General features: G+C 62.3%; 16 protein-coding genes. 8 read left to right on the top strand and 8 right to left on the bottom strand.

Annotation, left to right across the window (positions count from 1 at the left end; translation table 11 throughout):
• Position 1 precedes the first annotated feature (1 nt).
• Both DUPY_RS07010 and DUPY_RS07015 read left to right on the top strand, forming a co-directional pair.
• Entirely contained in the window at positions 2-370 is a 369-nt protein-coding gene (locus DUPY_RS07010) for a phage holin family protein (RefSeq protein WP_070247130.1), read from the top strand.
• 9 nt (positions 371-379) lie between these two features.
• The gene (locus DUPY_RS07015; protein WP_070247114.1) at positions 380-736 is read left to right on the top strand and encodes a hypothetical protein; all 357 of its coding nucleotides are present in this window, start codon (positions 380-382) and stop codon (positions 734-736) included.
• 78 nt (positions 737-814) lie between these two features.
• Here the strand turns inward: DUPY_RS07015 and DUPY_RS07020 are convergent, their stop codons facing one another.
• The 3 genes from DUPY_RS07020 to DUPY_RS07030 all read right to left on the bottom strand — a co-directional run bounded on the left by DUPY_RS07020 (position 815) and on the right by DUPY_RS07030 (position 1,855).
• Complete coding sequence (locus tag DUPY_RS07020) at positions 815-1,159, bottom strand: hypothetical protein (RefSeq protein ID WP_070247115.1); 345 nt, start codon at positions 1,157-1,159, stop codon at positions 815-817.
• A gap of 16 nt (positions 1,160-1,175) precedes the next feature.
• Positions 1,176-1,328: a DUF3309 family protein gene (locus DUPY_RS07025; protein ID WP_070247116.1), complete on the bottom strand. Its 153-nt coding sequence runs from the start codon at positions 1,326-1,328 to the stop codon at positions 1,176-1,178.
• A 74-nt stretch (positions 1,329-1,402) separates the two neighbouring features.
• Positions 1,403-1,855 (bottom strand): outer membrane lipoprotein, encoded by a 453-nt coding sequence (locus tag DUPY_RS07030; RefSeq protein WP_070247117.1) that lies wholly within the window; start codon positions 1,853-1,855, stop codon positions 1,403-1,405.
• 251 nt (positions 1,856-2,106) lie between these two features.
• Here DUPY_RS07030 and DUPY_RS07035 point away from each other — a divergent pair, with 251 nt between their 5' ends.
• Positions 2,107-2,418 carry a BON domain-containing protein gene (locus tag DUPY_RS07035; protein ID WP_070247118.1) on the top strand — a complete coding sequence of 104 codons (312 nt, stop codon included), beginning with the start codon at positions 2,107-2,109 and terminating at the stop codon, positions 2,416-2,418.
• 97 nt (positions 2,419-2,515) lie between these two features.
• Positions 2,516-3,709, top strand: a complete 1,194-nt coding sequence (locus tag DUPY_RS07040) for an AI-2E family transporter (protein ID WP_229255267.1) — start codon at positions 2,516-2,518, stop codon at positions 3,707-3,709.
• Between the two features lie 13 nt (positions 3,710-3,722).
• On the opposite strand, the gene DUPY_RS07045 is transcribed toward DUPY_RS07040, so the two are convergent.
• Together DUPY_RS07045 and DUPY_RS07050 are read right to left on the bottom strand one after the other, a co-directional pair.
• Positions 3,723-4,625 (bottom strand): YihY/virulence factor BrkB family protein, encoded by a 903-nt coding sequence (locus DUPY_RS07045; protein ID WP_070247119.1) that lies wholly within the window; start codon positions 4,623-4,625, stop codon positions 3,723-3,725.
• A gap of 51 nt (positions 4,626-4,676) precedes the next feature.
• On the bottom strand, positions 4,677-5,714 hold the full coding sequence (locus DUPY_RS07050; protein WP_071651594.1) for an OmpA family protein: 1,038 nt from the start codon (positions 5,712-5,714) through the stop codon (positions 4,677-4,679).
• Positions 5,715-6,103: 389 nt separating this feature from the next.
• On the opposite strand from DUPY_RS07050, the gene DUPY_RS07055 reads away from it, so the two are divergent.
• The 4 genes from DUPY_RS07055 (at position 6,104) to DUPY_RS07070 (ending at position 8,849) form a co-directional block, all read left to right on the top strand.
• The gene (locus tag DUPY_RS07055) at positions 6,104-6,715 is read left to right on the top strand and encodes a winged helix-turn-helix domain-containing protein (protein WP_026637310.1); all 612 of its coding nucleotides are present in this window, start codon (positions 6,104-6,106) and stop codon (positions 6,713-6,715) included.
• A 131-nt stretch (positions 6,716-6,846) separates the two neighbouring features.
• Positions 6,847-7,728, top strand: coding sequence for a M90 family metallopeptidase (locus tag DUPY_RS07060; protein WP_070247121.1), 882 nt, complete (start codon positions 6,847-6,849; stop codon positions 7,726-7,728).
• A gap of 102 nt (positions 7,729-7,830) precedes the next feature.
• Entirely contained in the window at positions 7,831-8,391 is a 561-nt protein-coding gene (locus tag DUPY_RS07065) for a hypothetical protein (protein WP_070247122.1), read from the top strand.
• Positions 8,392-8,495: 104 nt separating this feature from the next.
• A complete protein-coding gene (locus tag DUPY_RS07070) occupies positions 8,496-8,849 on the top strand; it encodes a hypothetical protein (protein WP_070247123.1) in 354 nt (117 codons plus the stop codon).
• Positions 8,850-8,867: 18 nt separating this feature from the next.
• Here the strand turns inward: DUPY_RS07070 and DUPY_RS07075 are convergent, their stop codons facing one another.
• From DUPY_RS07075 to hyi, 3 genes are all read right to left on the bottom strand, one after another.
• The gene (locus tag DUPY_RS07075; RefSeq protein ID WP_070247124.1) at positions 8,868-9,302 is read right to left on the bottom strand and encodes a hypothetical protein; all 435 of its coding nucleotides are present in this window, start codon (positions 9,300-9,302) and stop codon (positions 8,868-8,870) included.
• A gap of 15 nt (positions 9,303-9,317) precedes the next feature.
• Positions 9,318-10,106, bottom strand: coding sequence for a hypothetical protein (locus DUPY_RS07080; RefSeq protein ID WP_070247125.1), 789 nt, complete (start codon positions 10,104-10,106; stop codon positions 9,318-9,320).
• Positions 10,107-10,193: 87 nt separating this feature from the next.
• A complete protein-coding gene (hyi, locus tag DUPY_RS07085) occupies positions 10,194-10,970 on the bottom strand; it encodes a hydroxypyruvate isomerase (RefSeq protein ID WP_070247132.1) in 777 nt (258 codons plus the stop codon).
• Positions 10,971-11,140 lie beyond the last annotated feature (170 nt).

Here is an 11,140-nt window from a genome sequence, read left to right on the forward strand (position 1 = left end):
AATGAACCGTCCGCCTGGCCTGATTGCGTCGCTGGGCAACATCGCCCGCAACAGCATGGGCCTGCTGCTGACGCGGCTGGAACTCGCTGCCCTCGAGTTGTCGCAGGTGCGTAATCACCTGCTGCAACTGGTGGTGGCGTTTGCCGTCGCGCTGGTGGCCGGCTGTTTTGCGTTGGCGTGCATTACGGTCATGGTGGGTTACCTGGCGTGGAGTACGCTGGGCTGGCTCATCCTGCCGATCCTGGCCGGGTTCTTCCTGGTGCTGGCGATAGGCTTGATCCTGTACGCGCGTGGCCTGATCAATGCCGGCAAGCTGTCGATGCCAGCCACCATGGCCGAGCTCAAGTCCGACCGCGACATGTTGATGTAAGGAGAGCAGATGAGCAAACAGTCACATGATCCGGTCGCGGCCGATATCCAGCGCGTGATCCGCGAGGGCGAGCTGTATCGCATCAAGGTGGTCCACGCCAAGGCACTGGTAGCGCAAGCCCTGCGGCCCGACGCGCTGATGCACGGCGCGATGGACCACGCCGTCAGTCTGGCGCAGGCGCGCCTGGGCGGCTTGATGCAGCCCGGCGGGTTGAGCAACTTCAACTACAAGGCGCTGATGCCCTACGCCATCACGGTCGGCTCGTTTCTGGCGCGCAAACGCCTGATCAAGCCGGTGCTGGGCGTGGCGGCGCTGGCCGGTGTTGGGGTGGCTTGGTTGCTCAAGCGCAAGCGCTCCACGACTTAAGCTGGCACCGCAGCCAAAACCATCGGGCCCGTGAGCGATAACCGTTCACGGGCCCGAATGCTTTACAAGCATGCACAATCAGGGTTGTTTGGCGTTTTCGGCGAGCACGGCCGTCACGTTGGCCATGTCGTGGCGGTAGGTGTCCTGCGCCTGCTTCAGGCAGCTGGCGCGCTCGGCGGCAGGCCCCTTGGCGCAGGCCTGCCTGGCTTCGGCCAGCGCGGCGCCGATTTCCTTGCGCAGGGTGCGCTCTTTCTGCGCCGGGGTGATGTCTTCGCGGTGCCAGCGGGCCGGATCGCCGTTGGCGATTTCCTGCTGCTGCAACTTGACGTTTTGCGGCGGCGTGTTGTCTTGTGCCTGCGCGGCAAACGCCGCGCAGGACAGGGCCAGCACGGCGCCGCAGGTCAGGGTCTGGAAAGTCTTCATGGCGGCGCCCCGTGCCTTACAGGCGACCGGTCAGCAGCATGATCAGCAGGATCACGACCAGCAGGCCGGTGATGCCGCTGGGCGCATACCCCCAGCTGCGGCTGTGCGGCCAGGTAGGCAAGGCGCCCACCAGTAACAGGACCAGGATGATCAGAATGATGGTGCCCATGGAATTCCCCTTATTTTATGAATGTATGAATGACGGGTGAAGCGCGATTTTGAAGCTCGAATCAATATCGGGAATTAATAACGGTACAGGCGGCCGTCGATCAGGCGTACGCGGTTGCCCACGCGCAGGTCGTACACGCTGTCCTGGTTCACCAGGCGGTAGTCGCCATTGTCCATGCGCACGCTGATCTGGTATTCGTCGCGCGGTGCGTTGCGGTTGTTCTCGACATTGTTGCCCACGACGCCGCCAGCAACGGCGCCGGCCACGGTGGCTGCCGCACGGCCATTGCCCGAACCGACCTGGTTGCCCAGCAGGGCGCCAACCAGGCCGCCAGCGACGGCGCCAACGCCGTTGCTCTTGCCTTGCACGGTCTTGACCTGGATCGATTCGATGGTGCCGTAGCTGGCCGCTTCATTCTGGTAGCCGGTCTGCTGGCCGTAGCCCGGATTCTGGTTGCTGGTGGCGCAGCCGCTCAGTACGGCGGTGGCGGCAAGTACGACAGCGGCAAGGGTGCGTTGGGAATTCATGTTGTCCTCCTGAAAGTAATGAGTCCAGAATAATCAACCCAACGCTGGCGGTCTGTGCGCTTCCGCACCAAGGAATTACCCGAAATAAATGTGGTGACTTTGCCAAAATCCAGCGTGTGTACGATACCGTACAGAGTACTTGCCATGAAGCGCGTAAAACGTCTCCATCGGCAGCAGCGACGACCTGACCAAAAGTAACGGCGCCGCTCGGCTGACAAACTGATTCGATCAAAACACCAAGGAGAACCACCATGAAAATCGCCCACAAAATCGCTACTGCACTGTTCACCGTTTCGCTGCTGGCTACTGCTGGTTGCGCTTCGACCGCGACCAAAGAAGGCACCGGCGAGTTCGTCGATGATTCCGTAATCACCACCAAGGTCAAAGCGGCGATCTTCAATGAGCCTACCCTGAAAACCACCGAAATCAACGTGGAAACCTTCAAGGGCACCGTGCAGCTGAGCGGCTTCGTGGCACAGCCTGCCGACATCGGCAAAGCTGGCGAAGTGGCGCGCGGCGTCAAAGGCGTTTCGTCCGTCAAGAACGACATCCGCGTGAAGTAATTCCGCTGGATTTCGCTGGTTCGCCCTCGCAGCAGGGCGAACGCGATCGGCGCGGCATGCTTCGGTGTGTCGCGCCGTAATTACATTGTGAGTCATCATGAGCCAGCAGCCCGCAGATATTCCTCCCGCCGCACCCGCCGCGCCCGCCACACTGACAGCGAGCCCGGTCACCAGTACCGAAGCCGAACCCGGCGTCCTCCAGCGTTTCCCCATTCATGTCAATGCCCGCGGTGTCGCGCTGGGCATCATCGCCACGGTCGCCTTTGTCTGGGCCTTGCAGTGGTCGCGTAATTTCCTGGTCCCGCTCCTGCTGGGCATCCTGATCAGTTATACCTTGAGTCCCCTGATGGGCTGGATGACGCGCCGGCGCGTGCCGCGCGCGATTGCTGCCACCTTGATCACGGCTGCTATCGTCGCTGGCTCGGCCATGGTGGTGGACAAGCTGCACGGCGAGTTCGAAGCCATCGTGGAAGAATTGCCCAGCGCTGGCCACAAGCTGTCGAAGATAGTGGAAGAGCGCCTGCATGGCAGCTCTAGCGCCTTGCAGCGCATCCAGGCAGTAGCCACCGAGCTGCAGCAGGCCACCGCCGGCGCCCAGGAACGGCGCGCAGCGCGCAAGGCGATCCCGGCGACATCGCCCGAGTTTCCCCTGATGAACTGGGTGTGGGCCGGTTCGATGGGCCTGATGGGTTTTCTCAGCCAGGCCACCATGGTGATCTTCCTGGTGTTTTTCCTGCTGCTGTCGGGCGACACCTTCAAGCGCAAGCTGGTCAAGCTCACCGGGCCGTCGCTGTCGAAGAAAAAGATCACGGTGCATATCCTAGAAGACATCAACACCTCGATCCAGAAGTACATGCTGATGCTGTTGGTCACCAACGGCATGCTGGCGGTGATGATGTGGATTGCGCTGCGCTGGATTGGCCTGGAAAACGCCGGCGCCTGGGCCATCGTGGCCGGCTTGTTGCACCTGATGCCGTATTTCGGACCCTTGCTGATCATGCTGGCCACCGGCCTGGTGGCGTTGCTGCAATTCGAATCGATCCAGATGAGCGTGCTGGTGATGGGCACGTCGCTGGCGATCGCGACCTTGGTCGGCACCATCATCACCACCTGGATGACAGGCCGCTTCGCCCGCATGAACGCCGCTGCCGTGTTCGTCAGTCTGCTGTTCTGGGGCTGGTTGTGGGGCGTATGGGGCTTGCTGCTGGGCGTACCGGTGATCGTGATCGTCAAGGTCGTGGCCGAGCGGGTGGAGGGAATGGAAGTGGTGGCGGAGTTACTCGGGGAGTAACCCCGCCACCCGGTCAGAGCGTGGGGTCGGACCCGGTACCGGGGCCGACCCCGGTTTGCACTGCGGGTTGCGAGCGCAAACTGCCGAGCTGCAGCGCATATTGCCGGGCAAATTCCGCGCCCAGGAAAAAGATCTGCGCCGAGTAGTACACCCACAGCAGCAGCGCGATCACCGAGCCGGCCGCGCCATAGCTGCTGGCCACGCCGCTATTGCCGATATACGCGCCGATGGCAAATTTGCCCAGCGTGAACAGGGCGGCAGTGCCCAGCGCGCCGATGCTCACATCCTGCCACGACAATTTCACCCGTGGCAGCATCTTGAAGATCACCCCGAACAGCGCGGCAATCACCAGGAAGCTGATGGCGTAATTGATGCCGGTGAGCGCCTCGCCGGCATCGACCCAGATCCGGTCCCAGTATTTCTGGATGATCGTCAACACCGCGCTGACCACCAGCGACACCATCAGCAGGAATGCCAGCACCAGCACCATGCCGAACGACAGCAAGCGGGTACGGACCACGTCCCACGCGGTGCTGGTGGTGACAGGCGGCACTTGCCAGATCACGTCCAGGCTGGATTTGAGTTCGGCAAACACGGTGGTGGCGCCAAAGATCAGCAGCAGGAAGGCGATGATGGTGGCCAGCTGGCCTTCTTCCTTGTTCTTGGCGCCGGCCAGCACCAGCTGAATCGCTTCCGCACCTTGCTGGCCGACCAGGCCGTTGAGCTGGGCAAAGAGTTCGCCTTGCGCCGCCTGCGGTCCGTAAAACCAGCCGGCAATGGCCAGCACCAGCACCAGGATTGGCGCCATCGAAAACAGGGTGTAGAACGCCAGCGCCGCGCCCATGCTGCCGGCACGGTGCGAAAACCATTCGGAGACGGTGCATTTCAGCACCGAAAAGATATCTCTTTTTCTCATAGTTAAAAAAAAAAGCCCCGCAACCGAAGTTGCGGGGCTCTTCCGAGTGACTTAGTTCACGCGACGTTCGATGGTGATTTGTTCCACCTCGACGCGACGGTTAGGCTCCAGGCACTTGATCAGGTCAGCTTTGCGCTTGTTATCGCAGTTGACAACAGGGTTCGCTTCGCCACGGCCTTCGGCGGTCAGGCGGTTGGCTGCAACGCCTTTACCAACCAGGTATTCCTTGACGGACACAGCACGACGTTCCGACAGTTTCAGGTTGTACTTTTCCGAACCCAGGCGGTCGGTGTAACCGGCGATGGTGACATCGTTGATGGTCGGGTTGTTGTTCAGCAGGGTAGCGATCTCGTCCAGCTTAGGCTGGTTCGGGTTCAGCTTGGCGCTGTCGAAACCGAACATTTCGGTCGCCGACATCGTCACTTTTTCCATGCGCACTGGCGGTGGTGGCGGTGGTGGCATTGGTGCTGGTGGCGGCGGTGGTGGTTCTGCCACGACTGGTGCCGGTGGTGGCGGTGGTGCTGGGCGCGGTGGCGCTGCGAAGGCGAAGTTCACGCCGACGGTCAGGTACAGGTTGTTGCTCTTGTCCGATGGGTACACGTCGTCACGCAGGAAGCCGTGCACGTTGCGGATGTCAGCCTGGAACGTGGTGCGTTCGTTCATGTCTGCCTGGAAACCCAGACCAGCGCTCAGGTACGGCGAGTTCTTGGAGATTTCGTTTTGACCGGCCAGGGCCAGCTTGTCGCGCTGTACACCGGCGCCGACCAGGATGAATGGACGGAACGACTTACGGGAGAACAGGTACAGGCCATCTACGCCCAGGGTCTGTTGCTGGTAACGGTTGCCGTCGTCTTTCGAACGGGCGTAGGTGCCGCCCATTTGAACGTCCCAGTTTTCGTTGACTGCCTTACCGAACTTCAGGCCACCGCCCGGGCCGCGGCGATCGACGCCGAAGTCGCTGTCAGGCTTGAAGCCGCTGACGCTAGGCTGGACATACCACGATGGGTTGATGACCGGCTCTTGAGCCATGACGGAGAACGACGCACACAGTGCTGCTGCGGCGAGGGCGATTTTCTTAGTTTTATTCAAGGTAAGCTCCCGATTAATGAAGGATATTTCGATGTTACGTGATCAGCTGTGTTTTGTTCACCGCTGCTAGGACCGAACTTTAAGCAAAATAGTCAGTTCGTTCAGTACGCTAGCGCACAAAAGATTGTGCTGTATCAAATTCGACACAGATTATGAATTTGATCGGGCAAACCATGCAACTTCCCGAAAAGGAGGGGGTCCTATCTACATTGTTCGGGTTTCGCCACTAATGTTCGTTGCCGCACAGACCGGTGCGCTGCAAAAAGGCATTCTAGCGTCAGATGCAGAGACTGTAGCGTTCGATCCCAGTCGGATCCCAACCATACAGGCACTGCGGCCAATATCCCGGCAAAACCAATCTCGGCAATTTGTTATTAAGGAGTGTACACATGCACGCACAACCCCAAACCCTGGTTCAGAATGAAATGAAAGCGTCGCTCGACATGCAATCGACCACCAGCAAGCTGTTGGAGCGTCCGGTGCCACTGGACCGCAAACCCGGCCTGTCCATGGCCTCGATCGAGCGCGTGCGTTCCACTTCCGCCACCCTGCGTCGCATTGAAAACATGCAAAAGCTCATCGCCGAGCTGTCGATGCACGAAATGCTGGCCGACGAAATCGCCTGGTTCCTCAAGTTCTCGCCGTCCGGCGCCCGTAAATACATCCGCGACCTGCGCGAAGCCGGTGTCATCGAACTGGCCCGCTACGTCGAAGGCACCGCCACCTACCTGGGCAAGGCGGTGTACCAGCTGACGCCGGACCCGGAACGCGTTGCCGCTTTCCTGGCCGCCATCGTCCAGCCGAAGCGCGAAGGCGCGCCACCGCGCAAGGAACGTCCAGGCCTGCGCGAGCAAGCCATGGCCGGCAGCGGCCGCCACTTCCACATCCTGGCCGACGATACCCACTACGCCATCCGCGTCAACCGTGGCCCAGTCATGCGTGACCCGCTGGTTGCTGCGCTGTTCGGCTCGGCGCCATCGCAGCAAAAAGCTGCCGAGTAATTCGGCGGACACATCGAAAAGCCGGGCTTGCCCGGCTTTTTGCATTTCGGAATGTTTGTATTGCCCGTGTATTGAAAGAGGGACAAGTGTCCTCACTTAAGCATCACTGAACTTTTACGGATGCGCTGTACATGGAAGCCCTGATCTGGATTGTCCTCACGCTGCTGGCCATCGCGCTCCCCCTCGCTTTTCCGCGCTGGCGCCTGCGCCGCGTGCTGGCCCGTCCGCTGCCCGCCGACGCGCTGGCGATATTGCAGCGAACCATACCCGTCTATCACCGCATGCCGCTCGAATTGCAGCAGCAATTGCAAAAGCTGGTCGTGCAATTCCTGCATCAAAAAAAGTTTGTCGGCTGCGAAGGGTTGGAGATGACCGACGAAATCGCCGTCACTATCGCTGGCCAGGCCTGCATGTTGCTCCTCAACCGCCACACCAAGGTGTATCCGGCCTTGCATACGGTGCTGGTCTATCCTTCCGAATTCGTCGCGCAACGGGCCGAAATCGGCCCCGGCGGCGTGGTCACGCCTGGTCGCCAGAGCATGCTGGGCGAATCATGGGACGATGGCCGCGTGGTGCTGTCATGGGACGACGTGCAGCGCGGCGCCGGCGACTGGACCGACGGCCACAACGTGGTGCTGCACGAATTTGCCCACCAGCTCGACAGCGAGTCGGGCCGCGCCAACGGCGCCCCTTACCTCGGCAACCCGGCCAGCTACCGCGAGTGGTCGGAGATTTTACAACGCAATTTCGACAGCCTGCGCATGCGCGCCATGTACCGGCAAGAGACCGTGATGAACCCGTACGGCGCCACCAACCCGGCTGAATTCTTTGCCGTTGCCACCGAAACCTTTTATGAAAAGCCGTACCAGATGGCCGAGCACCACGGCGAGCTGTTTGCCGAGTTCCTCAAGTATTACCGCGTCGATCCGCGCCAGTGGATGACGCCGCCACCACCGCCACCACCGGTGCAGCTTAAACCGGGCGAGATCAGCTACAGCTTCAACCTGCACTAAGCGCTGGTTCTCAAAACACGGTGCGGCTGCGCACCGACTCCTTGTGGTCGCGGGCGCATATTGCTGCCATGCCGCTTGCGGACCGACTACGGGGAGAACAGCATGAGCCACATCATCGCAGGACAATTCCAGATCCAGGACGAGATCGCCACGGCCCGCGCCGCCTTGCAAGCCGCGGGCTTTGCCGACGAGGATATCAGCGCGTTTTATGTCAATCCGCAGGGCCAGCACGATGTGCACGAGCTCGGTGGCGACCACGATAAATCGCCGGGCGCCAAGGAAAGCGACGAGGGGGTGGTGCAGGGCGGCGCCGGTGGCGCGGTGGCTGGCGCCGTTGCCGGCAGCGCGGCGATCCCGATCGCCGGTCCGCTCGGCCCGGTAGTCGGGGCGCTGGTGGGCGCCCATGTCGGTTCGCTGTTTTCGCTGTCGAAAATGAAGGATGCCGGCGAGCCGGAAGAGGGGCGCGACGGCCAGGAAAACATGATACCACCGCGTAAATCCGGCATGATGATCGCTGTCGCGGTGGCCGACCAGGCCCGCGAGCAGCAGGCGCTGGACGTGTTGCGTGGCCTGGGCGCCAGCAATCTCGAACGCGCGGAGGGCACGATTGCCGCCGGCGACTGGCGCGATTTCGACCCCACCTCGCGCCCGGTACCGGTCTGAGGGGCCTGCTCGCCCTGTTGCTTATCTGACACTCGGGCCTCAGCAACCGCAGCTTTCCCGACATTCGTTGCTACAATCGGCAGACAAACCGGGGAGGTGCGGCGATGACTCAGGCATGGGTAGTGCTCACCCGCCCGGACGGGCGCGACTTGCAAGCGCCGTCCGAGGCGCAAATGGCCGATGCGCTGGCCGAAGTCTATAGCGGCAAAGCAGTCACTGCCGATGGCGAGCCTGGCAGCGCCGTGCTGCGTTTCGGTTATGACGACGGCCTGATGTATGAAATGGAAGTGTCTTGCGGTGGCGCCGTGCGGTTTGCCGAGTGGTCGGACCGCGATTGCGAGCTGGCGCTGGCCGATCCGCGCGTGATGACCGCGCTGTCGCAGGACGCTGCCCTGCAGCTATGGCGCTTGCTGGCCCAGCGGCAGGTCGCGCGCATCCGCAGCCAGCCGTGGCAGTGACACTGGTGATGCCTGCCGTCACAGCGATTCGACCCGCGCCTTGAGCTTTTCATAGGGCGCCACCAGCTTTTCCGGCGCACCGCTGGCCACTGCCGCCGCCAGCGACAGCAACTCGCCGGTCAACGCAATCAAATCCTTGATCTTGTCGATCTTGCGTATCTTCTCCTGGGCCTGTGCGGCCAGGTTCAGCAATTGCTGCTGCATGCCGCCAAGCCCGGCGGCGGCCAGGGTGGCTGCCTCCAGGTACAGGCCGTTGGCGCGCTGGCGCAGGATCACCTCGTTTTCGAACAGCGCTTGCGCGGCCGCCTGGCTGATGGCCGGCTGGTTGATCTCCGGCGCCGACTGGCGGATCGCTCGCATCAGGCGTGCATGGAGGGCGTCGGCGCTGGCGGACAGGCTGTCGGCCAGCGCTTCGAGGTCGAGCTGGGTACTGCTGCGTGGTGGCAGGTTCATCATGGTTCTCCGGTGTCAAGGCTGCGGCAGGCTCTCGACCAGCGCGCGGTGGCGCTGTTCGATCAGGTCCAGGTTCTTGCGCGCCAGCGTGTGGCGCAGGCCGACCAGGCGGTATTCGGCCTTTTTTTCCTGTTGCAGCGACCTGGTCAGCGCGATCAGCAAGCGGTCGCGGTTGGCGTCCAGGTACGCAATTTCCATCTCCATCATGCCGAGCACGATGCGCTGCTCGTTATCGTTGGAGCGGTCGTACAGCCGCAGCAGGTTACGCATGGCGTCGAGCAATTGCTGCACCGGTTCGCCGGCGTCGCGCATCAGGTCGTTGACGGCGCGCTCCTGCATCGGCGCCGTGACCGCGCGCGAGATGATCCGGGTCAGCCCGGTAAAGGCGTTGACGTGGCGGTCTTCCAGGCCGGTGTCGGACCAGGCCTTGATGCCGGTGCCGACCACCTTGAGCGGGTCGCGCAAGTCGTACTGGCGGTCGCCGGCCAGTGCGCCGAGCGCCTGCATATACGCTTGCACCACGTCGTCGATGCGGCGGAAATCGTCGCTGGCCTGCTGGCGGCTGGCGTCGAGCGCGCGTTCGCGGGCGTCGGCGGTTGGCGCCAGGAACGGTTGCTGGCGCTCATAGGCATTGCGGTACCGTTCGGTCAGTTCGTGGTAGGCGTTGAGCTTGGGGGCGTCGGCGGCAAAGGCGCGTACTTCGGCCATGCGCGGGGTGCTGCTGGCGCAACCGCCGAGCATGGCAAACATCGCCAGCAGGCACGCGACCAGCAAGGTGTGGATCGTCAAACGAAGTGAATTCATGGGCACTCCTCAAGGAAATGAGGACCATTGTTGCCCTGCGTTTGATGCACGGTGTTGCGACTGCTCAGACCAGGCAGTGCCGTTACCTTAGTTGAGTTCGGTAATCCAGCCCAGACCGGACAGGGTGCCGGCGGCGGGGTGGTATTCGCAGCCGATCCAGCCGTCGTAACCGAGTTCGTCGAGCAGCGCAAACAGGTGGCGGTAATTGATTTCGCCGGTGCCCGGCTCGTGGCGGCCCGGCGTATCGGCTATTTGTACGTGGCCGATGCGGGCCAGGTTGGCGCGGATGGTGTTGCTCAATTCGCCTTCCATGCGCTGCATGTGATAGACGTCGTATTGCAGCAACAGGTTGGGGCGGCCGGCTGCGGCGATGACGGCCAGCGCCTCGGCGCTGCGGCCCAGCAGGTAGCCGGGCATGTCGAAATGGTTGATCGGCTCGATCAGCAGGTTGATGCCATGCGGCGCCAGCAGGTCGGCCGCGTAGCGCAGATTGGCCAGGCAGGTGGCGTGCGCGGTCTCCGGCGCCAGGCCCGGTGGAATTTTGCCGGCCATGCAGTGCACTTGCTTCACGTTCAGCGCCAGCGCGTAGTCGCGCGCGGCGGCCACGCTGGCGCGGAACTCGTCGCCTCGGTCGGGATGGCAGGCCATGCCGCGTTCGCCGGCGTCCCAGTCGCCCGGGGGCAGGTTGAACAGCACCAGTCGCAGGCCATGCGCGCGTAATTGCGCGGCGATCTGTTCGGCGGGCCAGGCATACGGAAACAGGAATTCGACCGCCTTGAAGCCGGCCGCGCGGGCGGCGCCAAAGCGGTCGAGGAAGGGCAGGTCGGTGAACAACATCGACAAATTGGCGGCAAATTTGGGCATGCGCAAATTATAAGGCAATAAAAAACCGCCCGAAGGCGGTTTTCATGGCACGGCTGGCTCGACCCGAATTAACGGCCGCGACCACCGGAACGATGTTGCGAAGGATTGGCGCCGTTACGTGGCGCGCTGGCGTTGCCGCCACCGCTGCGGGCTGGACCGCCACCGCTGGC

It is taken from the genome of Duganella phyllosphaerae (genome assembly GCF_001758785.1).
GTDB lineage: Bacteria > Pseudomonadota > Gammaproteobacteria > Burkholderiales > Burkholderiaceae_D > Rugamonas > Rugamonas phyllosphaerae.

Coding starts and splice junctions, on each gene's coding strand:
- DUPY_RS07060 (WP_070247121.1), top strand. CDS start 6,847: ATGGAAGCCCTGATCTGGATTGTCCTCACGCTGCTGGCCATCGCGCTC.
- DUPY_RS07020 (WP_070247115.1), bottom strand. CDS start 1,159: ATGAAGACTTTCCAGACCCTGACCTGCGGCGCCGTGCTGGCCCTGTCC.
- DUPY_RS07015 (WP_070247114.1), top strand. CDS start 380: ATGAGCAAACAGTCACATGATCCGGTCGCGGCCGATATCCAGCGCGTG.
- DUPY_RS07070 (WP_070247123.1), top strand. CDS start 8,496: ATGACTCAGGCATGGGTAGTGCTCACCCGCCCGGACGGGCGCGACTTG.
- DUPY_RS07045 (WP_070247119.1), bottom strand. CDS start 4,625: ATGAGAAAAAGAGATATCTTTTCGGTGCTGAAATGCACCGTCTCCGAA.
- DUPY_RS07055 (WP_026637310.1), top strand. CDS start 6,104: ATGCACGCACAACCCCAAACCCTGGTTCAGAATGAAATGAAAGCGTCG.
- DUPY_RS07025 (WP_070247116.1), bottom strand. CDS start 1,328: ATGGGCACCATCATTCTGATCATCCTGGTCCTGTTACTGGTGGGCGCC.
- DUPY_RS07035 (WP_070247118.1), top strand. CDS start 2,107: ATGAAAATCGCCCACAAAATCGCTACTGCACTGTTCACCGTTTCGCTG.
- DUPY_RS07030 (WP_070247117.1), bottom strand. CDS start 1,855: ATGAATTCCCAACGCACCCTTGCCGCTGTCGTACTTGCCGCCACCGCC.
- DUPY_RS07010 (WP_070247130.1), top strand. CDS start 2: ATGAACCGTCCGCCTGGCCTGATTGCGTCGCTGGGCAACATCGCCCGC.
- hyi (WP_070247132.1), bottom strand. CDS start 10,970: ATGCCCAAATTTGCCGCCAATTTGTCGATGTTGTTCACCGACCTGCCC.
- DUPY_RS07040 (WP_229255267.1), top strand. CDS start 2,516: ATGAGCCAGCAGCCCGCAGATATTCCTCCCGCCGCACCCGCCGCGCCC.
- DUPY_RS07075 (WP_070247124.1), bottom strand. CDS start 9,302: ATGAACCTGCCACCACGCAGCAGTACCCAGCTCGACCTCGAAGCGCTG.
- DUPY_RS07065 (WP_070247122.1), top strand. CDS start 7,831: ATGAGCCACATCATCGCAGGACAATTCCAGATCCAGGACGAGATCGCC.
- DUPY_RS07080 (WP_070247125.1), bottom strand. CDS start 10,106: ATGAATTCACTTCGTTTGACGATCCACACCTTGCTGGTCGCGTGCCTG.